Source organism: Pseudonocardia halophobica (genome assembly GCF_027922425.1).
Lineage (GTDB): Bacteria > Actinomycetota > Actinomycetes > Mycobacteriales > Pseudonocardiaceae > Pseudonocardia > Pseudonocardia halophobica.
Genome location: NZ_BSFQ01000001.1, coordinates 37,470 through 61,671, shown reverse-complemented (window position 1 = coordinate 61,671; position 24,202 = coordinate 37,470). Strand labels below are relative to the sequence as shown.

Genomic DNA, 24,202 nt, shown 5'->3' with positions numbered 1-24,202 from the left:
GCTCACGAGTCGTCGCGGTCGGCCCGCTCCGCCTCCGGGGTGGACGGCCGCGGTGGGGCGTCCGAGCCGGCGTTCCCCCCGCCCGTCACGCGCTCGCCGCGGGTGAGGTCGTAGGCGTCGTCGGGATAGGGCGGCGCGAAGAGGTAGACCTCGAGGTGGCGCTCGTCCTCCGGGACGCCGTCGAGGGTCGTGGCCAGCTGCAGGCCCGTTGAGATGCGCCGGACCTGCCCGAACAGGCCGCCGCGGAAGGGCTGCCAGGTCGCGTCGGCGAAGCCGCCGAGCGACGGATCGCCCCACACCACGGCGGAGCGCGGGGGTTCGGTGATGCCGTCGGCCACCCGGGGCAGCGGTAGGCACGGGAACTGGAAGGCCACCTGCCACGACAGCGCGACCGGACCCGCCGGGAGCGCCTCGCGCAGGGGCACCTGCTGTGCCACGGCCGGGGCGGTGAAGGCGAGCCAACCGCCGACACCGCCGCTGCGGTCCACCGCGGTGAGCCGGACGAGGTCGGCCTGGCCGCCGGCATCGGGCAGCGCGAAGGTACGCCAGGTCGTGTCCGAGGCGGTGTCGGTCAGCGGCACCGTGTCCACGGTCCGGACGGTGCCGTCGGCGCCGCGCCGGCCGTACTCGGCGACCAGCGAGTTGCCGTCGCCGAGGGTGCCGGAGGCGAGCACGGCGACCTCGGCGGACCCGTCGGCGGGCAGCGCCGGGAGGTCCCACCAGGGCGTGGTGACCTGGCCGGTCGTCCACTCCGGCGCCCCGTCCCGAGCGACGAAGCTGCCCCACGCCCGGTCGAACATCCCCTCGCCCGCGGGCAGCGGCGGCCCGTCGCCGCGCGGGAAGCCGTTCTCCGCGAAGCCCTGCGGCTCGGCCGGTGCGGGCAGCCCGGTGGCCGGGGTGAGGGCCCGGGCGCCCGCCGGATCGAGGACGCGCACGGCGCGGGCCGCGTTGCAGTCCGTCGCGCCGGGATCGCGGAAGTTGTCGCCCCAGAAGGACCACGACCCGTTCGTCCGGTCGACGGCGAGGCCGAACGTCCCGACCAGGTACACGACATTGGCCAGGAGGCCGAGCACCACCATCGCCGGCACCGCCCGCAGCAGGTGCAGCCGCAGGTCGCGGGTGCCGCGCAGGCGTGCGCCCAGGGCCAGGAGGCCGACGAGCACGACGAGGCCGAGGACCCACCACACCGGGTCGCCGAACTCGACGAGGTTGACCGCCGGTGCGAGCTCCGGCCGCCGGACGCCGACCAGCCAGGTGTACGGCCACGCGTTGGGCCCGTGCCCGGCCAGCGCCAGGGCCAGCACGAACGACCCCGCGATCGCCACCAGGAGCGGCACCGGCAACCGCGCCTCGAGCCGCCGGGCCACCGGGATCCCGAGCACGACCAGCAACGCCAGGAAGACCGAGCAGGTGCCGGCGAGCGCCCCGAAGTGGTGGGTCCACTTCGACGGGGTGGGCCAGAGCAGCAGGAACGCCAGCGCGGCGGTGCAGCCGGAGAACACCAGCGGCCACGGTAGCGGGATCCGCCGCGCCCGGGCCGCTGCGAACAGCACCGCGAACCACAGCAGCGCGACGATCGTCACCAGGACCGCGACGCGCTTGGCGTACGAGCCCATCGCGATGTCCGAGAGCAGGAAGTTGTAGCGCTGGATCTCGTCGGCCCAGTCGTTCTGGTCCTGGATCCCGAGGAAGATCTCCTGGCCGTGCAGGAAGTCGCGGAAGGCGCCGTCGGCGAAGGCGAGCAGCGAGGCCACGACCGCCCCGGACACCACGGCGACGGCGCGGGCGAGCGTGCGGACCATTCCGCCCGTCCGGACCAGCCGCCACAGCGCCGGCAGCCCGGCGACGATCGGCGCGAGCGCGGTGAAGCCCGTCGGGTGCACCGCGAATCCGGCCGCGGCCGCGACGAACGCGAGCCAGGCGACCGAGAGCCGCGACCGGCGCACGGCCACGGCGACCCCGAGCAGAGCCAGCGCTCCGCCGACGGTCACGGCGCTCTCCGGCCGCACGCCCATGTCCAGGGGCAGCCACCACGCGAGGAACGCGACACCCAGCACGGTCCGCGACAGCGACCGGATCCACCAGCGGTCCGGGGCGGTCTCGCGCAGCGCGGTCGCCGTGAACCGGCGCACCGCCGCCCAGGCGATCAGCCCGAACACCAGGGCCGGGACGCGCTGGGCGGGCGCGGAGTCGCCGGCGACGGTCTGCCACCAGGCCAGCAGGTGGTAGAACCACGTGAACGGGACGAAGCTCTGGTCGTAGAGCTGGTAGTAGTTGCCCACGAACCCCGACGCGCGGAAGTTGCGGGCCATGGCCGCGTAGTAGCCGTCGTCGTCCGTGCTGGGGGCGAGGAAGAGCCATAGCGTCATCAGCGCCGGGACCAGCAGGTCCACGAGCGCGGGCGGACGCAGCCTCCACGGGCGCTTCTCCCGCGGCTCCCGGCGGTCGACGAGCACCAGGCAGAGCACCGCCGCCACCGCGAGGAGCCCCGTGAGCCACGTCAGCGCCGTCTTGGCGGGGGTGGGGCTGCTCGCCATCTCGTCGTCGACGCGCATCGTCACGCCGAGGTCCCCGGGGCCCGGCAGCGCGGAGATCGACGTGGTGAGCAGGTCGACGTCGGGCACGGTGGCGCCGAAGGCCGACGCGAGCCGGTCGCCGTCGAGGTCGAGCACGGTGCCGTCGCCGTCGGAGTGGAGGGTGTAGCGGCAGCTCCCGCCCGGGACCGGGGCGTCGAGGAGGACCCGGCCGACCGCGGCCACCCGGACACCGGGCGACTCCGGGGTCCCGGTGGCCGTCACGACCAGGCCCGCGGCCCCGGCGGCGGCGGAGTCCGGCCGCATCGTGGCGACGACGATCCGGTCGGTGGTGCCGGCGGCCGCGCGGACGGCGTCGCAGCTCACCCGGACGTCGAGGGTCAACGGCCGGTAGGAGGTCAGCAGCAGCGTGGTCGGCTCGGGCGCCGTGGCGCGCTGCGGCCAGGACACGGTGGGGGTGCTCACGCTCACCGGCGCGAAGGGCAGCGCGGCGGCGCACACCAGCGCGAGCAGGCCGAACAGGCCGGCCAGGAGGTCGAACGGCAGCCGCGGCGGGCGCCGGGTCGGCCACGCCGGGCACTCACGCTCCGGGCGCACGGTGGGGTCGACGCGGCCCAGGTCGCGGGGCGGACGTGCCGGATCGGGGTCGGTCACCGGCGACGCGACGGCCTCTGCCCCGGCGTCCGGTCCCGACGGGGTCGGTGTCGACGGTTCCGGCGGGGCCGCCGGCGCGGACCCGGGCGACACGGCCGTTCCCTCGGTCGACCCGGTCGCGGTCCCGGTGTCGGTCCCGGTGTCCGCTCCGCTGGTCTCCGGCGGCGATCCCACGTCGTCAGTCCTCGGTTCCTCACTCGTCCTGGCCGGCAACGAGAGTGTCATGCCACCCGTCCGGGCACCCGAACAACCCGCCGCGGAGGGGTCGGGGCATGATTGCGGTCCGGTAACCGACGGCCGTTTCCGGGGCGTTGGTCCCGGGACCCCCGGGTACCCGCCCGGTAGAGTCACGCCAATCTCAGACGTCCCACAGGTACCCGCCCGCACGTCGTCCGCAGGAAGGGGAAGAGCCCTGACTCCGACGACGCGCTCCCGTACGCGGTCGCTCGGCCTGGTCGGGCTCGGCATCATCGGGTCCGGACTGCTCGTCAACGGCTACCTCGCGATCATCGCCCGGAGCCTCCCCGCCGCGGAGTACGCCTACTTCGGCGCCTTCTGGTCGATCGCCCTGGTCGTCGGCTTCGGGGTGTTCCTCCCGATCGAGCAGGAGACCGCCCGGCTGATGCAGGTGCCGGACCGGCCCGGCCGTGTGCTGCACGCCTCGCTGTTCACCGCGCTGCTGCTCGCCGCGGCCGAGGTCGTGGTGGTGCTGGCGCTGTCGCCGGTGCTGGTCCGGGCGTTCGGCGGCGAGGTCTGGACGATCGCCGCGCTCGCCGTGCTGTGCATCGCCTCCGCCGGCCAGTTCGTGATGCGCGGGGCGCTGATCGGCATGGACCGGATGGACCGGCACGCCCTGGTCATGCTCTGGGACACCGTGCTGCGGGTCGCGCTCGCCGGCGCGGTCGCGCTGCTCATCGCCGACCCCGACAGCTCGATCTTCGCCTGGACGCTGGTCCTCGCGATCCTGCTGGCGCACGGGCCGCAGCTGCTCGCGCTGGCCCGGCGACGCACCCGGATGGGCAGCGTCCCGGACCTGGGCGACGCCACCATGACCCCGAGAGGCGTACGGCGGGCCGTGCTCCCGCTGCTGCTCGGTTCGCTGTGCGCCCAGCTGCTGCTCAACGGTCCGCCGATCTTGGTCCCGCTGCTCGCCCGCGACCTGGCCCAGGCCGACATGGCCGGGCGGTTCGTCGCGGGCTACACCCTCGCCCGGATCCCGCTCTTCCTCATGGTCCCGCTGCAGACGGCGCTGCTGCCGGTGCTCACCCGCCTGCTGCACGGCGGCGACCGGGCGGTCCTGCGGAAGGTCACCCTCCGGCTCAGCGCGGGTCTGCTCGCCCTGGCCGTCGTCGCGTTCGGGCTCGGCTACGCCATCGGGCCGTGGCTGGTCGGCCTCGTCTTCGGGCAGGGCTACCGCCTCGGCGCGTTCGACATGGCCCTGCTGTCCGTCGGCGTCGCCGCCTACCTGGGCATGGTGCTGGTCACCCAGGTGCTCGTGGCGTCCGTCCGGCACTCGCACGTCGCCTGGGCCTGGCTGTCCGGCGTCGTGGTCGCCGTCGTCACCGTGCTCGTCGTGCCCGACCTGCTGCTCAGCGCCGAACTCGCGTTCGTGCTGGGCTCGACGGTCGGGTGGGTGGTCGGCACGGTCCTGATGCTGTCCCGGACCCGGAACAGGGAGCTGACCCGTGTCTGACCGCGAGGACGACCTGGTCGTCGCGCTCACCTACTACGCGCCCTACGTCTCCGGGCTGACCAACATGGCCCGGGACATCGCCGAGGGCCTGGCCGCCCGCGGGCGCCGCGTCACCGTCGTGACCAGCCGGTACGACGCCGACCTCCCGCGCGAGGAGGAGATCAACGGCGTCCGGGTGCTGCGCGCCCCCGTGCTGCTCCGGCTCGGGCGCGGCGTGGTGAGCCCGGAGTTCGTGCGGCTCGCCGTCGCCACCGCGAACCGCGCCCGGGTGGTCAACCTGCACCTGCCGATGCTCGAGGCCGGGGCGATCGCGCAGTTCACCTCGGCGCCGATCGTCGCGACGTACCACTGCGACGTCACCCTGCCGCCCGGGCTGGTCAACACGGTGCAGCGGAAGGTCGTCGACGCGTCGAACCGGCGGGCCATGCGCCGGGCCGGAGCCGTGGCGGTGACCAGCGAGGACTACGGCCGGCACAGCCGGATGTGGCCGTGGATCGCGCCGACCGTCGAGTCCATCCCGCCGCCGTGCCACGCGCCGCCCCGGGGCGAGCCGACCTACCGCGAGACGGACGGGCCGCACATCGGGTTCCTCGGCCGGATCGTGCGCGAGAAGGGCCTGGAGTACCTGGTCCGCGCGTTCCGGACGCTCGAGGACCCCGACGCCCGGCTGCTCATCGGCGGCGACTTCACGCATGTCGCGGGCGGGTCGGTCGTCGAGCAGGTGCGGGCCGCGATCGGCGACGACCCCCGGGTCCGGCTGCTCGGGTTCGTCCCCGAGGAGCGGATCGGCGACTTCTACGCCTCGCTCGACCTGTTCAGCCTGCCGTCCGTCAACGCGTTCGAGGCGTTCGGGATCGTGCAGGCCGTGGCGATGCTCGCCGGCGTCCCGGTGCTGTCCAGCGACATCCCGGGCGTCCGGCAGCCGGTCGCGCAGACCGGGTTCGGCACGCTGGCCCCGAAGGCCGACACCGAGGCGCTGGCCGCCGCGATGCGCCGCCTGCTCGCCGACCCGCCGGACCGGGAGGCCGGGGCCGACGCCGCGCGCCGGGCGTTCTCGGTCGACGGCGTGCTCGACGCCTACGAGGTGCTGTTCGACAAGCATGCGCGAAGGGGACGCTGAGTACTTCCGATGAGCCCTGAGTACGTCCGATGAGCACTGAGTACGTCCCATGAGCACGTCGTTCGGACCGGACCACTACGACGAGGCCTACTACGCGGAGAACGGCCAGGCGGGCGACCGGCCCGCGTTGCGCTGGTACGTCAAGATGGTGCTGCGGTACGTCGGCCGCGGCCCGTACCTGGACTTCGGCTGCGGCACCGGGCACCTGGTCCGCCGGCTCGCCGAGCACGGCCCGGCGTCGGGCGTCGAGGTCTCCGCCTGGTCGGCCGAGGTCGCGCGCCGCACCGCGCCCGGCTGCCCTGTCTACACGTCGCCCGAGGACCTGCCGACGGACGGGTTCCGCGGCCTCACGGCGATCCACGTCCTCGAGCATCTCGACGACGAGACCGCCACGGCCGCCGTCGAGACCTGGCGGCGGGTGCTCGTCCCCGGCGGGCGGGCGCTGGTGGCGATGCCCGACCCGGCCGGCCGCGGGCACGCGCTCGCGGGGGAGAAGTGGAACGGCTTCGCCGACCCCACGCACGTCAACCTGAAGTCGCACGAGGAATGGCGGAAGTTCCTCGTGCACGGCGGGTTCACGATCGTCCGCGAGGGTTCCGACGGCCTCTGGGACGTCCCGTACGGCCGGCTGCCGCGGTTCCTCGACCTCCGCGCGGTGCCCTCGTTCGTCCAGTTCTGCGCGGGCCGGCTGTTCCTCAACCCGGGCGAGGGCGAGAGCTCGATCTTCGTCGTGGAGAACTCGGGCACCTGAGCGCTGCCGGTTCCCCGGTCCGCGGGGCATGATCGGGGGCATGGCAGAGCTGCTCCCGCTGGATCCCGACCAGTTGCTGACGACCACCCGTTCGGTGCGCAAACGCCTCGACCTGGAGCGACCGGTGCCGCTCGAGGTGGTGCGCGAGAGCCTCGAGGTGGCGCTGCAGGCGCCGAGCGGCAGCAACAAGCAGGGCTGGCACTGGATCGTGCTCACCGACCCGGCCAAGCGGAAGGCCGTCGCGGACCTCTACGCCCGCTCCTTCGACGCCTACCGCAACTCGGCGGGCTACGCCGCCAACCACCCGGCGGGCGACGCCGCGCGGGAGGCCACGCAGAAGCGCGTGGCGTCGAGCGCGGAGTACCTGGCCGAGGTCATGGCCGAGGTCCCGGTGCTGATCATCGGGGCGATCGAGACCGGCACCGAGGAGCTGCCCGCGGGCAACCAGGCCGGGCTGTGGGGCTCGCTGCTGCCCGCCGCGTGGAGCCTGCAGCTCGCGCTGCGCGCCCGCGGCCTGGGCAGCGCCTGGACCAGCCTCCACCTGCGCTACGAGAAGGAGGTCGCCGAGCTGCTCGGCGTCCCGGGCACGGTGAAGCAGGGCGTCCTGCTCCCGGTCGCCTACACCAAGGGCACCGACTTCAAGCCCGCCCCGCGCCAGCCTCTCGACGAGGTCCTGCACGTCGACACCTGGTAACCCGTGAGTGGCAACTGCCCCTAGAGGGGCAGTTGCCACTCACGACCCCGGTTGAGCTGCGGAAACGCGAGGAGAGCCGTGCGCGGTTCCCGGTGCCCTCTTTCTCCGAAACGGTCCGCGGAGAGGGCACCTGCCCGGACCCTGTCCGCATGCCGCACCTCTCGCCGCGTCCGACCGACCACCCCGACTGGGAGGCCGTGCTCGCCGCCCAGCACGGCCTCGTCACCGCAGGCCAACTTCTCCGCGACTTCGGCCTCACGCAGAAGCACCTGCTGAACCAGCTGGACGCCGGCCGGTGGCAGCGCGTCCTCCCGCGCGTCTACGCGACCTTCACCGGACCCCTGCCCGAGGAGGCTCGCCTCCGCGCCGCGCTGCTCTACGGCGGCGCGAGTGCCGTGCTCAGTCACCGCACCGCCGCGGAGCGGTGGGGTCTGATGCCTCCGCAGCCGGGTCCGGTGCACATCACCGTCAGGTACGGCTGCTCGGCGGTCTCCCAGCGGCCACATGTCGTGGTGCATCGCTCACGGGCACACGCGCACATCGTGGTCGGCACCGACCCGCCGGTGACGGGCCGTGCCGACGCGGCGATCGACGTCGCCGTCGAGGAGCCGACCGCCCGTGCCGCCCGTCAGAGGCTCACCGACCTGATCGGGACGGGGCGCGTCGGGGCCGGCACGGTGTGGCGGCGGCTGCAGCAGCGTCCACCCCGCCGCTACCGGAAGGCGCTCGACGAGGCGGTGCGGCTGATCGCCGGCGGCGTGCAGTCGGTGCTCGAGGAGTGCTACGCCGTCGACGTCGAGCAGGCTCACGGTCTGCCCGCCGGCCGTCGTCAGGTCCCCGCCCTGGTCGACGGGCGCACGCTCTACGAGGACGTGACGTACGACGACGCGGGCGTCCCCCTCACCGTCCGGCTCGACGGCAGGACCCACCTGCAGCCCGAGACGGCGCTGCGCGACCGCCGTCGCGACAACGCGGCGGAGCTGGCCGGGCGGTCGCGGCTGGTCTTCGGCTGGGTCGAGGTGTCCAGCCGGCCGTGCCAGGTGGCGGCCGAGGTGTCGGCGGTGCTTCGCAGGTACCGCCGCGATCTCGGTGGGAGTACCTGTTTCCGCTGTTCAGAGGGGGTCGTGAGTGCCAAGTGACCCTCTAGGGGCAGTCGGCACTCACAGGGGGAGGCGACGGAAGACGGGCCGCGGGACGTGCCGGAGCGCCGACATCACGAAGCGCAGCGGGGCGGGCGCCCACACCAGCTCCTGCTTGGTGCGCACCGCGTGCACGATGACCTCCGCGACCGCCTCCGGGGTGGTCGACAGCGGGGCGGGCTTGAGGCCCTCGGTCATCTTGGTGTGCACGAACCCGGGCCGGACCACGGTGACCGTGACCCCGAAGGGCCGCAGCGCCTCGGTGAGGCCGGTGTAGAAGGCGTCGAGCCCCGCCTTGGTGGAGCCGTAGACGAAGTTCGACCGGCGCGCCCGCTCGCCCGCGACCGACGACAGCGCCACCAGGGAGCCGTGGCCCTGCTGCTTCAGCCGGTCGCCGAGCGCCACCCCGACCGAGACGGCCGCGGTGTAGTTGACCTGCGCGAGCTCGACGGCCTTCGCGACGTCCGTCCAGGCCTCCTCGTTGTCCCCGAGCAGGCCGAACGCCACGATCGCCACGTCGACGTCGCCCTCGGCGAACGCCTTGTCGACGACGGCGGTGTGGGTGTCGAGCGCGGTCGCGTCGAAGTCGAGGGTCTCGACGGCGCAACCCCTGGCCTCGAGCCGCGCCTTCGCGTCCGCCAGCCGCTGCGACGGCCGCGCGGCGAGCACGACCCGCATCGGCCGGTCGGAGGCGAAGGCCTCGACCGCGGCGAGCCCGATCTCCGAGGTCCCGCCCAGCAGCAGGATGCTCTGCGGGTTGCCCACGGCATCGATCATCAGATGAGCTCCAGTCGTCGTGCGAGGTCGGAGGCGAAGACGCCCGCGGGGTCCACGGCGGCGCGCACCTTGCGCCACTCCTCGAGCCGCGGGTAGCCGCGCCGGATCGCCTCCGGCGTGGTCCGCGACTCCTTGGCCAGGTAGTGCCGGCCGCCGGCGTCGAGCACGATCCGGTCGAGCTCCTCGCAGAGCTCGCCCAGGCCGGGTCCGATCGGGATGTCGACGCAGAGCGTCCAGCCGGGCTTGGGGAAGGACAGCGGGGCCCGGTTGCCCTCGCCGAACCGCTTGAGCACGTTGAGCGCCGAGACCTGGCCGGCCTCCGTCATCCGCTCCAGCACGGTGCGGATCACGTCGCCGCGCTCCAGCGGCACCACGAACTGGTACTGCAGGAAGCCGTGCGGGCCGTAGCCGCGGTTCCACTCGCCCGCGATGTCGAGCGGGTGCAGGAACTGGGTGATGTTCTGGATCGCGCCCAGCTTCGTGGGGGACTTGCGGTACCAGAGCTCGCTGAACAGCCGGCCGGTGACGCGGTTGAGCATCCCGGGCGGGAAGACGTCGGGGACGGTCAGCAGCTGCGGCGCGTCGAACTTCAGCGGGTTCCGGCGCTGCCTGGGGGTGAGGTCCGCGAGCGTGGCGTGGTTCGCCCTGGTCAGCAGGCCGCGGCCGAAGTGCTCGCCCGTGGTGACGGCGTCGAACCAGGAGACCGACTCGGCGTACTTCTCGTCGTCCTGGGTCTGGCGCGCCATGAGCTCGGCCAGGTTGTCGATCTGCTCGGTGTCGACCTTGAAGTACGCGGTCTCGACGTGGTGCAGCTTCAGTCGCGCCCGCACGATCACGCCGGTCAGGCCCATCCCGCCGACGGTGGCCCAGAAGAGCTCGGCCTCCGGCCCCTCGGGCGTGAGCTCGCGGATCGAGCCGTCCGCCAGCACGATCGTCATCGCCTCGACGTGGTTGCCGAAGGAGCCGACGACGTGGTGCGCCTTGCCGTGGATGTCCGCGCCGATCGCGCCGCCGATGGTGACCTGCCGGGTCCCGGGCAGGACGGGCACCCACAGCCCGAAGGGCAGCGCGCGCCGCATGAGGGCGTCGAGCGAGACGCCGGCGTCGAGGTCGACGACGCCCGAGTCGGCGTCGATCGAATGGATCCGGGCGAGCCCGGTCATGTCGAGCACGGTGCCGCCGGCGTTCTGCGCCGGGTCGCCGTAGGACCGGCCGAGGCCGCGGGCGATGATCCCGCGACGGCCCGCGGCCTTCACCGCGGCGGCGACCTCCTCCGGCGTCCGGGGCGTGATCACCGTGGCCACGGTGGGCGCCGTGCGCCCCCACCCGTGGAGGGACCGGGTCTCGCTGGCTGGGCTGGTCATCGGGAGCCAGGCTACCGACGCTCCGCCCGGCCTCCCGGACCGACCCGGGTCGGGGAAGCCGGGTGGAGACGCCGGTCACGAGGTGTCGGCACCCCGGCTCACCGGGCCAGCCGGAAGACGGCCACGTCGTCGACCTGCCGGCCGGGGTCGCCGCTGACGACGCGGGTCCACTCGAGAACCCGGGGGTCCATCGACCGCCCTTCCTGCGGTGCCACGACGATCGCACTCACGCCGAGCCGCACCAGATCCTGACGGGCGGTGTCCGGCGACCCGGGATCGGCGCCGCGCTCGACGATCGCGTCCACGCCGGCCTGGTAGGCGTTGACCTGGCCCTGGAGCAGGAGCGGGACCCCCGGTTCCGACCCGATGAAGTAGCCGCCCGTGGTGCGGTAGGCCATGCCCGACTCCGCCTGCCACAGCAGCGGACCGGCGCCTCCCTCCCACGCTCCCGTCGCGCGCGGGACGGTCTCGACCACCGCTCCCGGCCCCAGCGTCCGGGCGGCCGAGTGGGTGAAGAAGGTCGGCACGGGGGTGTGCACGGTGCGGACCGCGTCCGTCGCGGGCAACCAGCTCGCCACGGTGAGCACGGTCAGCCCGACGGCGGCCCACCAGGTGGCCGGCCGAGGTCGGTCGGCGAGGTCCTCCACCCAGAGCGCCACGATCAGGGCCAGGCACGCCGCGATGAAGATCTGGAACCGGACCGGCTCGACCTCCCCGAGCAGCGGCACGTCGAGGAGCAGTCGCCACGGCATGACCGGCAGGCGTACGTCGCCCAGCACGACGAGGTGGAGGCCGAAGGACAGGATGACCAGGATCGCGGCGACGAGGCCGGCCGACCTGGCGGCCTCGCGACGACGTCCGACGATCAGGGCCGCAGCGACCAGCAGGAGCAGCGCGGGCCCGATGTAGCCACCCTGCTCGCCCGGGTGCAGCGCCAGCCGCCCGGCGTAGTCGGCCGGATCGATCCGGATCGCCGTGAGGGACGAGGGGACCAGGAGGTTCGCGGCGTCGGCCGTGGTCGCGTCCGGCGGCCGGATGCGCTCCTGTGGTCGGCCCGGGCCGCCGAGCAGCAGGTAGAGGGGATAGGCGCAGAGCACGAAGTAGACGACCAGGCAGGACAGTGTCGACCGGGCGAGCGTCGGCACCCTGGGGCGGGCCAGAGCGGGATGTCGCAGTGCGAGCACGAGCGCCGCGACCAGCAGAGCCACCGCACCGACCGCCAGGGTCTGGGTGTAGAGCCCGGTCTGGAGAGCCAGGCCGAGGCCGAACGCCGCCCCGGTCCGGTAGGGCGTGGCGTCGTGCCGCAGCAGGGCCTTGTCGATGAACCAGATGAGGAGCGGCGGGAACAACGCCCACACCAGGTTCAGGTGACCCACCGAGGCGTGCGCCACGACGAAGGGCGAGAAGGCGTACAGGCCGCCGGCCACGCCGCGCGCGATCAGGCTCGGGACGAGCCGGCGGGTCGCGGCGACGAAGGCGACACCGGACGCGACCGGCCCCAGGATCATCCCGACGTTGAAGGCGACCACCGGGCCTGCGGTCGCGGTGACGGGGGCCAGGAGCGCGGCGAGAACGGGTACGGGCACGTTCCACATGCCGTTCACGCCGTACGGATAGTGCTGGTAGATCGTGTAGAGGGGGTTCGCGCCGGTGGAGACGGCGTGGACGAACCACTCGAGCCACCAGGTGAACTGGTGGCTGTCCGAGGAGGCCCAGCCGACCGTCGACGCCGTCAGGTCGCCGAGGACCCGGTGGTACAGGCCCAGCGAGCACGCCAGGTAGACCAGTGCGAGGGCGGGCAGCCCCCACGGCGAGGAGCGCCGCGGCGCCGTCCACTGCGTCCGCGGTGCGGCGTGTCGAGCTCCCGCGGACGCGAGGTGCATGGGAGCAGCCTGGCACGGATCGCGGCCGGGACGGTCCCGACGCTCCGTGTTCGCCGAGTCGCCCACCTGTGCCACCCTGCCGCCCGTGCCCGCCCCACCTCTCGCCGCGCCGAGCGCTGCGGTGCGGGCGGAGCGGGGTGGGCGGGGGTGGCTCGGGGTCGCCGCGCTGGTCTACCTCGCGATCTCGCTGCTCCTGCAGCACCGTGCGCTCGGGGACTTCGCGGGCAGCGCGATCGGGCGGACGTCCACCGACGCCACGGGCTTCACGTGGTGGCTCGCGCACACCGCGCACGCGCTCACCACCGGAACGAACCCGCTGGTGACGGACCTGCAGCACTACCCGGTCGGGGTCAACGCGCTGTGGAACACGGCCGTCCCGCTGCTCGGCGTGCTCCTCGCGCCGGTCACCCTCACCGCGGGCGCGACGGCGGCGTTCAACGGCGGGATGGTCCTCGGGCCGGTGGTGTCGGGGGTGGCCGCGGCGGCCGCGCTGGGTGGGATCGTGCGGTCGCGGGTCGCGCGTGCGACCGCCGGGGCGCTCTACGCCTTCTCCCCGTTCATGGTCGCCCACCTGCAGGCCGGGCACCTCAACCTCGTCTGGGCGGTGCTGCCGCCGGTCCTGCTGGCGCTCGCCCACCGGCTGTTCGTGCGCGACCTCCGCCGGCCCTGGCTGCTCGGCGCGCTCACCGGGCTCGCGCTGGCGGCGCAGACCTGGCTCTACACCCAGACGCTCGCGATCGGCGTCCTGATGCTGGTCGTGCTGGCGATGGTGCTCGCCGTCCGCTACCCGGGACGCGCTGCCGACCGGCTTCCCGCGCTGGTCGAGGCCGGGGTCTCGTGCCTCGGGGTGTTCGCCGTCCTCGCCGGGTACGCGGTGTACCTGCTCCTCGCCGGGCCTGCTCGCCCGCGGGCGCCACTGCGCTCACCCGAGTACGGCAGCGCCGACCTCGCGAACACGATCGCCCCCACCTGGCTCACCGCCATCCGGGCCGTGCCCGCCCCGATCGGGATGCAGGGGAACCTGGGGGAGCAGGGCGGCTACCTCGGGGTCGCGGTCCTGCTGCTGCTCCTGCTGACCGTGCTGACGTGCGGGACCGCGGCCGGGATCGCCGCCGCGGTCGGGGCCGTCGCCTGGGTCCTCGAGCTCGGGCCGCAGCTGTTCGTGGCGGGGGAGCCGACCGGCGTCCCCCTGCCCTGGCGTGCCCTCGTGAAGGTGCCGCTGCTGGGCGAGGTCGAGCCGGTCCGGCTGCAGGTGGTGGTCACGCTGGCCGTCGCGGTGCTGGCCGGTCTCGCGCTCGACCGCGTCCCGCGGCCCGTCGCGCTGGTCGCCGTCGTCGCCGCGATGTCCTGGATCCCGGCCGACGCGCAGCGCACCACCTCCGCGGCCGTACCGGCTCATCCACAGCTCGCGGGACAGGTGGTGGAGACCTGGCCCCGGATCACCGGCGACTGGTACGGCGGCGCCGATCCACTCCGTGCCCAGATCGCGTCGGGCTTCGGCTACCGCCTCAGCGGCGGCTACTTCCTCGGCGCCGATGCCGACCATCCGCTGCTCCTGCAGTCGCCGTGGAACCGCTACCAGGCCGGCGCGGCCCTCGCACAGGAGTGGCCGACGCTCGCTGCGCCGCCCGACCCCGCCGGAGCGGCTCGCGACCTGCGCGAAGTCGGCGTCACGGTGGTCCTGGTGACACCGCGGCCGGGGGAGGACCCGACCCCGGTCCTCGACTGGACCCGGCGCGTCACCGGATCCGAGGGCGTGCCGCTGGAGGGGGCGTGGGCGTTCCCGCTGGCCGCTACCCTGCACGGGTGACCGTTCCACCCCGCCCGGAGATCAGGATCTCCGACGCCGACCGGGAGCGGGCCGCGGCCCGCCTCCACACGGCGCTGGGCGAGGGCCGGATCACCGTGGCCGAGCTCGAGGAGCGCCTCGCCGTGGTCTACGCGGCGCGCTACGCCTCCGATCTCGTCCCGCCGCTCGCGGACCTCCCCGGCGAGCCGCTCGACGTCATGCAGCCCACCGCGCTCTCCACCCCGGTCGGCCCGCCGATGGTGCTGCGCACGGGGATGGGCTCGCTGCGCCGCACGGGCCGCTGGGTCGTCCCGGCGCGCCTGCGGGTGCACAGCACGATGGGCGCGGTGCTGCTCGACTTCACCGACGCCGAGCTCACCCACCCGGTGATCGAGGTCGAGCTGGAGCTCGGGGCGGGCTCGGCCCGCCTGCTGGTGCCGGACGGTGCCACCGCGGACGTCGACGGCCTGGTCGCCGGCATGGGCACGGTCCGCAGCAAGGTGCCGGCCGCGGCCCGCCGGGGCGCTCCGCACTTCCGCGTCTACGGGCGCGCCGGCATGGGCTCGGTGACCGTGCGGCAGCGCTACCGGCTGGGCGGCCTCGCCTTCTAGCCTCGCGCCCGTGCCTCAGCTCACCGGGCCCGGAACACCACGGTCCGCAGCATCACGAAGTTGATCGCGGTGGCGGTGCCCTGCGAGATCACCCAGGCGATCGAGGCCTTGAACGCGACCTCGGGCAGCAGGTACAGCGCCAGCGCGTTCACCCCGACCGCAATGCCGAAGGTCGTGGCGTAGAGCAGCACGAACCCGGCGAGCCGGCCGCGGCCGCCGGCGGCGTCGCCGAAGGTGAACCGCTTGTTCAGCAGGTAGGCGGTGGTGGTGCCGCAGATGAAGCTGATCGCGCGGGCGAGCCAGGTGGGCGCGTCGAGGGCCAGCAGCAGGTGGTAGATCCCGAAGTCGACGGCCGCCGACAGCACGCCGACCACCGCGAACCGGATCAGCTGGCCGACGAGCCCGTGGCCGGCGGGGGCGGGAGTCGCCTCGGGCTCGGTCGCGGTCACGCGTCGAGGGTAGCGACGCACCCGGTGGCCGCCGCTCAGGGGGCGCGGTGGAAGCGCTCGGCGCGCCCCTGGTTGAGCAGCCGCAGCCAGTCCCGGAACCCGCGCGGGTCCTTCTTCGTGACGAGGAAGTACCAGGCGAACCGGGGCAGCTCCAGCAGCCCGATCCGGCGCATCCCCGGCTGGCTCATGAGGAACCCGCGGTTGCGGTACGTGTAGTAGCGCTTGGTCGGGTCCTCGGGGTCCTGCGCGTGCAGCCGCCCGCCGAGCATCGGCTTGAACTCCTCGCCGCCCTGCGGGTGCAGGTAGGTGGCCTGCAGAGCGGTGCCGAAGGGCAGCCCGGAGCGCAGCATCCGACGGTGGGTCTCGACCTCGTCGCCGCGGACGAACAGCCGCAGGTCCGGCACGCCCACGACGTCGAGCGTCGACGCCCGGAACAGGGCCCCGTTGAAGAAGGACGCGATGCCGGGCAGCAGCTCCTGGTCGCCCTCGGGGTCGGCGGCGAGCAGCGCGGGGCGGGTGCGGTGCCAGGTCAGGCCGCGGCGCAGCGGGAACGCCAGCCGGTCCGGCTCGGCCTTGTCCGCGACGACCGGCGAGACGGCGGCGAGCCCGCGCCGCTCGGCGAGGTCGAGGAGGGTGGCCAGGGCGGCCTCGTCGCCGGCGTGCCCGTCGTCGTCGCCCAGCCAGACCCAGTCGGCCCCCATCGCGAGGGCGTGCAGGATGCCGAGGGCGAACCCGCCGGCGCCGCCGAGGTTGTGCCAGGAGGGCAGCCAGGTGGCCGGCAGTCCGGCGGCCTCGACGACCTCGCGCGCGGGCCGGTCCGGGCCGTTGTCGACGACGACGAGGTGCGCGATCGGGTGCGTCTGCTTGGCCAGTGCGGCCAGCGAGTCGACCAGCAGCTCGCTGCGGTGCCGCGTGACGACGACGGCGACGACCGACCCCGGGGGGAGCGGCTCGCTCACGAGGCGGCGTCCTCGTGGGCCTGGCGCTGCAGGCCGTGGACGGGGTGGTCGGCGAGGACGTCCCGCCCCTTGTAGTGGTGCAGCACCTCCCGCAGCGGCCCGTACTCGCGCATCGTGCCGTGCTCCATCCAGATCGCGGTGTCGCAGAGGTCGGCGAGGAACTCGTCCGAGTGCGAGGCGAACACGAGGATGCCGGAGCGCTCGACCAGCTCGTTCAGCCGGTCGCGGGCCTTGGCGAGGAACTCGGCGTCGACCGCGCCGATGCCCTCGTCGAGCAGCAGGATCTCGGGGTCGATGCTGGTCACGACGCCGAGCGCGAGCCGCACCCGCATGCCCGTCGAGTAGGTGCGCAGCGGCATCGACAGGTAGTCGCCGAGCTCGGTGAACTCGGCGATGTCGTCGACCCGGGACTCCATCTCCTTGCGGGTCATCCCGAGGAAGAGCCCGCGGATGATGATGTTCTCCAGGCCGGAGATCTCCGGGTCCATCCCGACGGCGAGGTCGAAGATGGGTGCGACCTTGCCGCGCACGGCCGCCCGGCCCCGGGTGGGCTCGTAGATGCCGGACATCAGCCGCAACAACGTGGACTTGCCGGCGCCGTTGTGGCCGACGAGCGCGACCCGATCGCCCTTGCGCAGCGCGATGGTGATGTCCCGCAGCGCCTCGATGATCGGCACCTTCGCCTCGGTGCCGATCCGGCCGCCCGCACGGCCGAGGACGGACTTCTTCAGCGACCGCGTCTTGGCGTCGAAGATGGGGAAGTCGACGCAGGCGGCGTCGAGATCGATGCTCGGCTCGTTCATCTCACACCCAGTACGCCACGCGGGCCCGGTAGTTGCGCATGCAGAGGAGCCCGACGGACCAGCCGATCACGGTGATCGCCAGGACCACGTACCAGTACCGCCACACCGTCTCCTGGCCCAGCAGCGGCCGGCGCAGGATCTCCAGGAAGTGGAAGACCGGGTTGATCTCGACCAGTCGGGCCCGCTCCTGGACGGCGGGGTTGCCGGACAGGATGTCGACCGACCAGACGATCGGCGTCAGGTAGAAGACGAGCTGGACGACGCTCGCGATGATCGGCGGGATGTCCCGGAACCGCGTGGCGAGGATGCCGGACAGGATCGCGATCCACCCGCCGTTGACCGCGAGCAGTGCGAACGCGGGAATCGCCAGCAGCAGCGACCAGCCCAGCGGGTGCGGGAAGACGATCATCAGGATCACCCAGATGACCATGTTGTGCAGGAAGAACAGCGTCTGCCGCCAGACCAGCCGGTAGACGTGCAGGGACAGCGGGGCCGGGAGGAACTTGATCAGCCCCTCGTTGGCGATGAAGACCTCGCTGCCCTCGAGGACGCAGCCGGAGATGAAGTTCCAGATCAGCAGGCCGACGGCGACGTGCGGCAGGAAGGTCGCCAGCGGGAGCCCGAACAGCAGCGAGTAGAGCAGGCCCAGGCCGAGGGCGATCACGCCCATGCTGATGCTGATCCACAGCGGACCGAGCACGGAGCGGCGGTAGCGCTGCTTGATGTCCTGCCAGCCCAGGTGGCCCCAGAGGGCCCGCTGCTGCCAGCCCTGGCGCAGGTCGCCGAACGCGCGCGCCCAGCTCCGCGAGCCGGGCGCGTCGGCGATCACCGGGCGCGCCCGCCCGGCGGTGCTGTCGTCCACGGTCACGGCCACCCGACGAGGGTACCGACGGGTGAACCTCCGGCCGCGAGCGGTGGTCCGCCGGGCGCGACCTGCACGGACGACGCTCTAGAGATACTGGCCGGTGCCGCGCCCGCCGCCCTCCGGCACCTGGCCCGGAAGCTGGCCGCCGATGCCCGGGGGGAGCCCGCGGCGCATCTGCTCCAACTGCGCCCGCGCGGCCATCTGCTGGGCGAACAGTGCCGTCTGGATGCCGTGGAAGAGACCCTCCAACCAGCCCACCAGCTGGGCCTGGGCGATACGCAGCTCACCTTCGCTCGGGGTCACGTCGTCGGTGAACGGCAGGGAGAGGCGGTGCAGCTCCTCGCGCAGCTCGGGGGCGAGGCCCTCCTCGAGCTCCTTGATCGAGTTCTCGTGGATCTCGCGGAGCCGGGCACGGGAGGCCTCGTCGAGCGGTGCGGCGCGCACCTCCTCGAGCAGCTGCTTGATCATGGTGCCGATCCGCATCACCTTGGCCGGCTGTTCGACCATGCTGCCGATGCCACCCTGCTCGCCGTCGTCGCCGTCGGCCTGGCGGATCTCCGACTGCGGCACGCTGGCCATGCCGACCGGGCGCCCGTCGGGCCCGATCACCATGACCTGCTGCTGTCCGTCGTTGTCCTCTGGTGCCGTCATGTCCCCATCATGCCCGCCTACTCGGCGACCAGCAGCAGCTTGCCCACCACGCCGCCGGCCTCCAGCGTGCGGTGCGCCTCGGCGGCCTGCGACAAGGGGAAACGGGCGTGCACGACCGGCTTGACCCGTCCGTCGCCGAGCAGCGGCCAGACCTGCTCGCGCACGCCCGCGACGACCGCGCCCTTGCCGTTCGGCCCCTCGACCGGGCGCCCGCGCAGGCCCATCGCCGCGACGCTGCCCCGCTTGGCCAGCAGCGCGCCGATGTTGATCTCGGCCTTCACCCCGCCCTGCATCCCGATGATCATCAGCCGGCCGTCGGGCGCGAGGGCCGCCACGTTGGCCTTGAGTCCCTTGGCGCCCATGTTGTCGAGGATGACGTCCGCCCCGTGGCCGTCCGTGGCCTTCTTCAGCTCCTCCGGCACGTCGGCGTTGTAGTCGATCACGATGTCGGCCCCCAGCTCGCGGCAGACGTCGAACCGCGCGGGGTTGGCCGTGGCCGCGACGCGGGCGCCCAGCGCCTTCGCCACCTGGATCGCATGGGTGCCGATGCCGCTGCTGCCGCCCTGGATCAGGAAGGTCTCGCCCGCCGCCAGGCCGGCCCGGTCGACGACGTTCGACCACACCGTGCAGGCCACCTCGGGCAGGCTGCCGGCGGTCTCCAGGTCCACGCGCTCGGGCTGCGGCAGCAGCTGGGCCGCCGGCACCACGACCTTCTGCGCGTACCCGCCGCCCGCGAGCAGGGCGCAGACCTCCTCGCCGACCGACCAGCCCGTGACCCCCTCGCCGAGCTCGGCGATCCGGCCGGAGCACTCCAGGCCGATGATGTCCGACGCCCCGGGCGGCGGCGGGTAGTTCCCCTGCCGCTGCAGCAGGTCGGCCCGGTTGACCGCCGTGGCGACGACGTCGAGCAGCACCTCGCCGGGGCCCGGCTCCGGGTCCTCGACCTCGGTCCACCGCATGTTCTCCGGGCCGCCCGGCTCCGCCACCGTGATCGCGTACATGTCCGTGGACGCTATTCCGTCGTCGCGGCGGACGCAGTCCGGCAGGCTGCTGCGCCATGGTGGGAACGGTGCGGCACTGGCCACAGCGCGACCTCGTCCTGCGCACCCCGCGGCTCGAGCTCCGCCCCGACGACGACGCGGGCCTGGCCGAGCTGGTCGACGTCGCCTACGCGGGCGTCCACCCGCCGGAGCGGATGCCCTTCCTCGTGCCGTGGACGGACGCGGATCCGCGCTACATGGGCCGCGGCTCCTTGCAGTACTACTGGTCCGAACGGGCCCGGTTCGCGCCCGAGGCGTGGGCCCTGCACTTCCTGGTGCGGCACGAGGGCCGGGTGATCGGGGTGCAGAGCCTGACGACCACCCGGTTCGCCGCCCGGCGCGAGGTGGACTCGGGCTCCTGGCTCGGCCGGGAGCACCAGGGACGCGGGTTCGGGACGGAGATGCGGGCGGCGATCCTCGGCTACGCGTTCGACCACCTCGGCGCCCGGCACGCCCGCTCCGACGCGTTCGCCGACAACGTGGCCTCGCTGCGGGTGTCGGAGAAGCTCGGCTACGTGCGCGACGGGATCTCGATCGTGGCGCCGCGCGGGGAGCCGGTGGAGAACGTGCGGCTGCGGCTGACCGCGGAACGGTTCGCGCGGCCGGGCTGGGACCTGGTCGTCGAGGGGCACGGCCCGGAGCTTGCCGGACTGCTCGGCGCGGCGTGAGGAGTTGTCCACAGGTCCCTGATCCTGTGGACAACTCCGGCGCAGTCCCGGTCCGGGGCGCCGGGAGCGTCGGTGCCGCGGCCGACCGTGCGGCCATGACCACTCACGGCCGTGACCCCGAGCCCGACCGGACCGCACTCCCCGGTTCCTCCGACACCCCGCCCGCCTCCGCGTGGCAGCGGGTCGTCTGCGTGGTGCTCGGTGTGTGCGCCGGGCACGTCGACGCCCTGCGCGGCCGGCTCGCCGCCCGCCTCGCCGTGCGCAGCTGCGACGGCTCTCTGCGCGAGGCGCGGCGCTGGGCGCGCACGCACCGCGTTCCGTGGGACCCGCTGGAGGGCGGCCTGTGCGCGCTCGGGGCCCGGTGCGACTGCGAGGCGCTCGAGGTCCTGGAGCGGGAGTGACCGGAGTGCGGTGGCGGCTCAGCCCAGGTTGTTGGTGCTGAACGTGTCGCAGCGGGCGGGGTCGCCGGTGTCGTAGCCGGTGGTGAACCACTTCTCCCGCTGGGCCGAGCTGCCGTGCGTGAACTGGCTCTGGTCGACGCGGCCGCCGCCGAGGTTGCTCTGGATGTAGTCGTCGCCGATGCGCGAGGCGGTGTCGAGGGCGGCGGCCACGTCGGCGTCGGTCACGTCGGTGATCAGCGGCCGGCCCGAGGCCGTCGGGGTCGTGGTGGCGTGGTTGCCCCACACCCCGGCATAGCAGTCGGCCTGCAGCTCCAGCCGCACCGAGCCGGAGGTCGGGCCGCTGTCACCGGAGCGGACCTGGCGGTTGGTGCCGAGCAGGTTCTGGATGTGGTGCCCGTACTCGTGCGCGATCACGTACGAGCGGGCGAAGGGACCGCCCTGGGCGCCGAACCGCTGCTCGAGCTCCTGGAAGAAGGTGAGGTCGATGTAGACCTCGGAGTCGCCCGGGCAGTAGAAGGGCCCCACGTCGGAGGTCGCGCTGCCGCACCCGCCGGTGCTGACCTGGCCGGAGAAGAAGTTGGTGCGGGGCGGGGTGTAGGTCTGGCCGGCACGGGCGAACGCGTCGGACCAGTAGCCGTCGAGCGAGTTGACCACCGCGGTCACCTCGCAGTCGAGGTTCGAGTTGGCGTCGGCGCCGGTGCGGCAGCTCTCGGCGATCTGCGTGTTGTCCGCGCTCTGGCCCGCAGGCAGCCCGGAGAGCCCGCCCGGCAGCGCGAAGCCGCCGGAGGTGCCGCCCCCGCCCCCGCTGAGGGAGGAGAGCAGGAAGAAGACGAGGAGACCCACGATCCCGAGGCCGCCGCCGCCGAGGGCGACCCGGCCGCCCACCCCGCCGCCGCCGGATCCGCGCAGGTCGTCGATGTTCGACGTGTCCAGGTCCGCGTTCTCGTCGAACCGCATCCGTGCTCCTCCCCCGGGGCCCGGCGGGTGCCCCGCGGACCGACGACGAGATCCCATCACACCGGGCCGGCGGGGGCGACATCACGCGCGCGCCCGGCCGGACGGTCGCACCGGGCGGCCGGGGCCCGGAGCCGGACGGGCGGCGACGCATCGCGGAACCACCGGCCCGAGGCCCCCCAGTAGGGTGCGGAGTCGTGACGGATCACGCGTCGGATGAGCCGGAGGCGTCCTCCACCCCGTGGCTGGACGAGAGCGAGCAACGGTTCTGGCGCGCCTGGATCCTCTCCTCGACGCTGCTGGAGAACCGGCTCAACCGTGATCTCCAGGAGGGCCACGGCCTCTCCCACGGCGACTACGGCGTGCTCGTCATGCTGTCCGAACAGGACGGTCACCGGATGCGGATGAGCGCCCTCGCGGACGTGCTGGCGCTGTCTAAGTCGCGGCTGTCCCACCAGATCACGCGGATGGAGAAGGCCGGGCTGGTGCGCCGGGACGGCGACGTCTCCGACGGCCGCGGCATCTTCGCCACCCTCACCCCGCACGGCTACGAGCGCCTCGTCGCCGCCGCGCCGACCCACGTCACCGGCGTGCGCAAGTACGTCGTCGACCTGCTCGACGCCGAGGAGCGGGCCCAGGCCGCCGTCTTCATGGAGCGCGTCGCCGCCGGCCTGCGGGAGTGCTCGTAGCGGCGACCCGGCTCCACGGCCAGCCGCTAGGCTGCCCGACGGAAGCGTGGCAGAGCGGCCGAATGCACTCGCCTTGAAAGCGAGAGACACGAGAGTGTCCGGGGGTTCGAATCCCTCCGCTTCCGCCAGGCCGGAGTCCGCTCACCCGGGCGTCGTCGAGCAGGTGCGCCGCGGCGTAGTCGACGCGCCCCGTGCACCGAGACGTGAAAACCTGATACTGGCCCGGCGGACGCTCCGCCACCTCTCCTCCCCGAGGGGTGATCCCGCGACCGCGTACACCCGCTGGACTGGCCCGCATGACGGCCGGATCCGGCGAGCGCCCCGCGGTCAGGCTGGGGCATGCGATGGCCGCGGCGTTCGCCGTAGGGTCGGTCGGCTTCGTCCTCGGCCCCTTCCCGGGCTACATCGACCTGGTGGGGCCACAGGCGGACGCGCTCACGTTCTTCGTCGCGTCGCTGTTCTTCACCGCGGGCGGGACGCTGCAGACCGTGCTGGCGGCGCCGGGGCGGGACGAGCCGGGCGCGGGCCGCGCCGCGTGGTGGGCGGCGACGGTCCAGTGGGTGGGGACGCTGTCGTTCAACGTCACGACCTTCCGGGCGCTGCTGGTCACGCTCGACGACCCGCTCTACGACCGGCTCGTCTGGCGCCCGGACGCCGTGGGCTCGGTCTGTTTCCTGGTCTCGGGCGCGATCGCCTACCGCGCCTCCGCCCGCCACGGGCTGCTCCCGGTGCGGCAGGGGCGCGGGTGGTGGCAGCCCGGGGTCAACCTGCTCGGCTGCATCCTGTTCGGCATCGCGGCGGTCGCCGGGTACGTCGTCCCCGGCACGGGCTCGATGCTGGACCTGGCCGCGGCGAACTGGACCACCGCGGCCGGCGCCCTCTGCTTCCTGGCCTGCGCCGTCGCGGGCCTCCTCCCGCGGGCCGGTACCGCGACCGACCAGGCGGAACCCGGCCGCGCGCAACGGCGCAGTCCCTGACCGCGAGGCCCGAGAACGACCGGACCCCGCCGCACCGAGTGCGGCGGGGTCCGAAGACGGCGAACTCAGTTCGTGGCGGAGCGCTGCGAGCCCTGGAGCTCGGCCAGGTGGCGGTCGATCGCGGAGGAGCCGCGGTCCGACAGCGTGCTGCCCAGGATCCGCTCGGCCATCTGCGTCGAGAGCGCACCCAGGTCCGCGTGCAGGGCCTGCGCGGCCGTGGCCCGCTGCGTGGCGATCTCGTCGGCGGCGCGGGCGCGGATGGCGGCGGCGTCCTGCTCGGCCTCCGCCCGCAGCTCGGCCTTGACCTCGGCGCCCTCGGAGCGGGCGGTGTCGCGGATGCGCGCGGCCTCGGCGCGGGCCTCGGCGAGCTGCTCCTCGTACTGCTGCTTGAGCTCCAGCGCCTGGTTGCGGGTCTCCTCGGCGCGGGCGAGGCCGCCCTCGATCCGGTCCTCGCGCTCGGCGTAGAGCTTCTCGAACTGCGGGAAGACGAGCTTCGCCAGGAGCCAGTAGAGCACCCCGAAGCCGACCAGGCCGACGATCATCTCGACGCCGCTCGCGCCCAGCGGCGGGGCGAAGCCGGTGACCACGAGGAACAGCAGGGCGAGCAGTCCGACCGCCACGATGGCGGACACCACCGCCGCCACGGCCGAGTGCTTGCCCGAGCCCTGCGATGACATACGGCCCCCTGAGGTCGTCGATCCGGGTACGACGTTATGTTGCCGGACCGGGTCCGCGCC

At 73.7% G+C, this 24,202-nt stretch carries 23 protein-coding genes and 1 tRNA gene; 12 read left to right on the top strand and 12 right to left on the bottom strand.

Annotated features, from left to right (window positions below):
- Positions 1–2 precede the first annotated feature (2 nt).
- The gene (locus PKE99_RS00310; RefSeq protein WP_197040511.1) at positions 3–3,188 is read right to left on the bottom strand and encodes an arabinosyltransferase domain-containing protein; all 3,186 of its coding nucleotides are present in this window, start codon (positions 3,186–3,188) and stop codon (positions 3–5) included.
- A 223-nt stretch (positions 3,189–3,411) separates the two neighbouring features.
- Between PKE99_RS00310 and PKE99_RS00305 the strand changes: the two genes are divergently transcribed.
- The 5 genes from PKE99_RS00305 to PKE99_RS00285 all read left to right on the top strand — a co-directional run bounded on the left by PKE99_RS00305 (position 3,412) and on the right by PKE99_RS00285 (position 8,585).
- The gene (locus PKE99_RS00305; RefSeq protein ID WP_156067314.1) at positions 3,412–4,881 is read left to right on the top strand and encodes a lipopolysaccharide biosynthesis protein; all 1,470 of its coding nucleotides are present in this window, start codon (positions 3,412–3,414) and stop codon (positions 4,879–4,881) included.
- Positions 4,874–6,001: a glycosyltransferase family 4 protein gene (locus PKE99_RS00300; protein WP_037042281.1), complete on the top strand. Its 1,128-nt coding sequence runs from the start codon at positions 4,874–4,876 to the stop codon at positions 5,999–6,001. Before PKE99_RS00305 ends, PKE99_RS00300 begins: the two co-directional genes overlap by 8 nt.
- A 49-nt stretch (positions 6,002–6,050) precedes the next feature.
- Positions 6,051–6,752, top strand: coding sequence for a class I SAM-dependent methyltransferase (locus PKE99_RS00295; RefSeq protein WP_051736994.1), 702 nt, complete (start codon positions 6,051–6,053; stop codon positions 6,750–6,752).
- Between the two features lie 40 nt (positions 6,753–6,792).
- Complete coding sequence (locus tag PKE99_RS00290; protein WP_037042598.1) at positions 6,793–7,446, top strand: nitroreductase family protein; 654 nt, start codon at positions 6,793–6,795, stop codon at positions 7,444–7,446.
- A gap of 149 nt (positions 7,447–7,595) precedes the next feature.
- Positions 7,596–8,585 (top strand): putative endonuclease domain-containing protein, encoded by a 990-nt coding sequence (locus PKE99_RS00285; RefSeq protein ID WP_037042283.1) that lies wholly within the window; start codon positions 7,596–7,598, stop codon positions 8,583–8,585.
- Between the two features lie 21 nt (positions 8,586–8,606).
- Here PKE99_RS00285 and dprE2 read toward each other — a convergent pair whose 3' ends face one another.
- The 3 genes from dprE2 to PKE99_RS00270 form a co-directional block, all read right to left on the bottom strand.
- Positions 8,607–9,362 (bottom strand): decaprenylphospho-beta-D-erythro-pentofuranosid-2-ulose 2-reductase, encoded by a 756-nt coding sequence (gene dprE2 / locus PKE99_RS00280; protein WP_037042284.1) that lies wholly within the window; start codon positions 9,360–9,362, stop codon positions 8,607–8,609.
- Positions 9,362–10,726: a decaprenylphosphoryl-beta-D-ribose oxidase gene (dprE1, locus tag PKE99_RS00275; RefSeq protein WP_037042286.1), complete on the bottom strand. Its 1,365-nt coding sequence runs from the start codon at positions 10,724–10,726 to the stop codon at positions 9,362–9,364. The genes dprE2 and dprE1 overlap by 1 nt, the downstream gene beginning before the upstream one ends.
- A 98-nt stretch (positions 10,727–10,824) precedes the next feature.
- A complete protein-coding gene (locus tag PKE99_RS00270) occupies positions 10,825–12,609 on the bottom strand; it encodes a hypothetical protein (RefSeq protein WP_037042288.1) in 1,785 nt (594 codons plus the stop codon).
- An 85-nt stretch (positions 12,610–12,694) separates the two neighbouring features.
- Between PKE99_RS00270 and PKE99_RS00265 the strand changes: the two genes are divergently transcribed.
- Together PKE99_RS00265 and PKE99_RS00260 are read left to right on the top strand one after the other, a co-directional pair.
- Positions 12,695–14,419: a hypothetical protein gene (locus PKE99_RS00265; RefSeq protein WP_156067316.1), complete on the top strand. Its 1,725-nt coding sequence runs from the start codon at positions 12,695–12,697 to the stop codon at positions 14,417–14,419.
- Positions 14,416–15,009, top strand: coding sequence for a DUF1707 SHOCT-like domain-containing protein (locus tag PKE99_RS00260; RefSeq protein ID WP_037042291.1), 594 nt, complete (start codon positions 14,416–14,418; stop codon positions 15,007–15,009). Before PKE99_RS00265 ends, PKE99_RS00260 begins: the two co-directional genes overlap by 4 nt.
- A 20-nt stretch (positions 15,010–15,029) precedes the next feature.
- Here PKE99_RS00260 and PKE99_RS00255 read toward each other — a convergent pair whose 3' ends face one another.
- The 6 genes from PKE99_RS00255 to PKE99_RS00230 all read right to left on the bottom strand — a co-directional run bounded on the left by PKE99_RS00255 (position 15,030) and on the right by PKE99_RS00230 (position 19,737).
- Positions 15,030–15,458 carry a GtrA family protein gene (locus PKE99_RS00255; protein WP_037042292.1) on the bottom strand — a complete coding sequence of 143 codons (429 nt, stop codon included), beginning with the start codon at positions 15,456–15,458 and terminating at the stop codon, positions 15,030–15,032.
- Between the two features lie 35 nt (positions 15,459–15,493).
- Complete coding sequence (gene glfT1 / locus PKE99_RS00250; protein WP_037042293.1) at positions 15,494–16,417, bottom strand: galactofuranosyltransferase GlfT1; 924 nt, start codon at positions 16,415–16,417, stop codon at positions 15,494–15,496.
- Entirely contained in the window at positions 16,414–17,220 is an 807-nt protein-coding gene (gene wzt / locus PKE99_RS00245; protein ID WP_037042295.1) for a galactan export ABC transporter ATP-binding subunit Wzt/RfbE, read from the bottom strand. The genes glfT1 and wzt overlap by 4 nt, the downstream gene beginning before the upstream one ends.
- Position 17,221: 1 nt before the next feature.
- Positions 17,222–18,094 carry a galactan export ABC transporter permease subunit Wzm/RfbD gene (gene wzm / locus PKE99_RS00240; RefSeq protein ID WP_051736995.1) on the bottom strand — a complete coding sequence of 291 codons (873 nt, stop codon included), beginning with the start codon at positions 18,092–18,094 and terminating at the stop codon, positions 17,222–17,224.
- A 75-nt stretch (positions 18,095–18,169) separates the two neighbouring features.
- Positions 18,170–18,736: a bacterial proteasome activator family protein gene (locus PKE99_RS00235; protein WP_037042297.1), complete on the bottom strand. Its 567-nt coding sequence runs from the start codon at positions 18,734–18,736 to the stop codon at positions 18,170–18,172.
- 17 nt (positions 18,737–18,753) lie between these two features.
- Entirely contained in the window at positions 18,754–19,737 is a 984-nt protein-coding gene (locus tag PKE99_RS00230; RefSeq protein WP_037042299.1) for an NAD(P)H-quinone oxidoreductase, read from the bottom strand.
- Positions 19,738–19,793: 56 nt separating this feature from the next.
- Here PKE99_RS00230 and PKE99_RS00225 point away from each other — a divergent pair, with 56 nt between their 5' ends.
- Together PKE99_RS00225 and PKE99_RS00220 are read left to right on the top strand one after the other, a co-directional pair.
- Complete coding sequence (locus PKE99_RS00225; protein ID WP_037042301.1) at positions 19,794–20,444, top strand: GNAT family N-acetyltransferase; 651 nt, start codon at positions 19,794–19,796, stop codon at positions 20,442–20,444.
- A 95-nt stretch (positions 20,445–20,539) separates the two neighbouring features.
- Complete coding sequence (locus PKE99_RS00220; protein WP_156067318.1) at positions 20,540–20,845, top strand: DUF2695 domain-containing protein; 306 nt, start codon at positions 20,540–20,542, stop codon at positions 20,843–20,845.
- Between the two features lie 18 nt (positions 20,846–20,863).
- Here PKE99_RS00220 and ypfJ read toward each other — a convergent pair whose 3' ends face one another.
- Entirely contained in the window at positions 20,864–21,802 is a 939-nt protein-coding gene (ypfJ, locus tag PKE99_RS00215) for a KPN_02809 family neutral zinc metallopeptidase (protein ID WP_037042304.1), read from the bottom strand.
- Positions 21,803–21,996: 194 nt separating this feature from the next.
- Here ypfJ and PKE99_RS00210 point away from each other — a divergent pair, with 194 nt between their 5' ends.
- From PKE99_RS00210 to PKE99_RS00200, 3 genes are all read left to right on the top strand, one after another.
- Entirely contained in the window at positions 21,997–22,488 is a 492-nt protein-coding gene (locus PKE99_RS00210; RefSeq protein WP_051736996.1) for a MarR family winged helix-turn-helix transcriptional regulator, read from the top strand.
- 40 nt (positions 22,489–22,528) lie between these two features.
- A tRNA-Ser gene (locus PKE99_RS00205) sits at positions 22,529–22,616 on the top strand.
- 168 nt (positions 22,617–22,784) lie between these two features.
- Complete coding sequence (locus tag PKE99_RS00200; RefSeq protein ID WP_051736997.1) at positions 22,785–23,465, top strand: hypothetical protein; 681 nt, start codon at positions 22,785–22,787, stop codon at positions 23,463–23,465.
- Between the two features lie 65 nt (positions 23,466–23,530).
- Here the strand turns inward: PKE99_RS00200 and PKE99_RS00195 are convergent, their stop codons facing one another.
- Positions 23,531–24,142, bottom strand: coding sequence for a F0F1 ATP synthase subunit B (locus tag PKE99_RS00195; RefSeq protein ID WP_156067320.1), 612 nt, complete (start codon positions 24,140–24,142; stop codon positions 23,531–23,533).
- Between the last annotated feature and the right edge of the window lie 60 nt (positions 24,143–24,202).

Coding starts and splice junctions, on each gene's coding strand:
- PKE99_RS00305 (WP_156067314.1), top strand. CDS start 3,412: ATGCCACCCGTCCGGGCACCCGAACAACCCGCCGCGGAGGGGTCGGGG.
- PKE99_RS00295 (WP_051736994.1), top strand. CDS start 6,051: ATGAGCACGTCGTTCGGACCGGACCACTACGACGAGGCCTACTACGCG.
- PKE99_RS00290 (WP_037042598.1), top strand. CDS start 6,793: ATGGCAGAGCTGCTCCCGCTGGATCCCGACCAGTTGCTGACGACCACC.
- PKE99_RS00285 (WP_037042283.1), top strand. CDS start 7,596: ATGCCGCACCTCTCGCCGCGTCCGACCGACCACCCCGACTGGGAGGCC.
- dprE2 (WP_037042284.1), bottom strand. CDS start 9,362: ATGATCGATGCCGTGGGCAACCCGCAGAGCATCCTGCTGCTGGGCGGG.
- dprE1 (WP_037042286.1), bottom strand. CDS start 10,726: ATGACCAGCCCAGCCAGCGAGACCCGGTCCCTCCACGGGTGGGGGCGC.
- PKE99_RS00270 (WP_037042288.1), bottom strand. CDS start 12,609: ATGCACCTCGCGTCCGCGGGAGCTCGACACGCCGCACCGCGGACGCAG.
- wzt (WP_037042295.1), bottom strand. CDS start 17,220: ATGAACGAGCCGAGCATCGATCTCGACGCCGCCTGCGTCGACTTCCCC.
- PKE99_RS00235 (WP_037042297.1), bottom strand. CDS start 18,736: ATGACGGCACCAGAGGACAACGACGGACAGCAGCAGGTCATGGTGATC.
- PKE99_RS00230 (WP_037042299.1), bottom strand. CDS start 19,737: ATGTACGCGATCACGGTGGCGGAGCCGGGCGGCCCGGAGAACATGCGG.
- PKE99_RS00225 (WP_037042301.1), top strand. CDS start 19,794: ATGGTGGGAACGGTGCGGCACTGGCCACAGCGCGACCTCGTCCTGCGC.
- PKE99_RS00220 (WP_156067318.1), top strand. CDS start 20,540: ATGACCACTCACGGCCGTGACCCCGAGCCCGACCGGACCGCACTCCCC.
- ypfJ (WP_037042304.1), bottom strand. CDS start 21,802: ATGCGGTTCGACGAGAACGCGGACCTGGACACGTCGAACATCGACGAC.
- PKE99_RS00200 (WP_051736997.1), top strand. CDS start 22,785: ATGACGGCCGGATCCGGCGAGCGCCCCGCGGTCAGGCTGGGGCATGCG.
- PKE99_RS00195 (WP_156067320.1), bottom strand. CDS start 24,142: ATGTCATCGCAGGGCTCGGGCAAGCACTCGGCCGTGGCGGCGGTGGTG.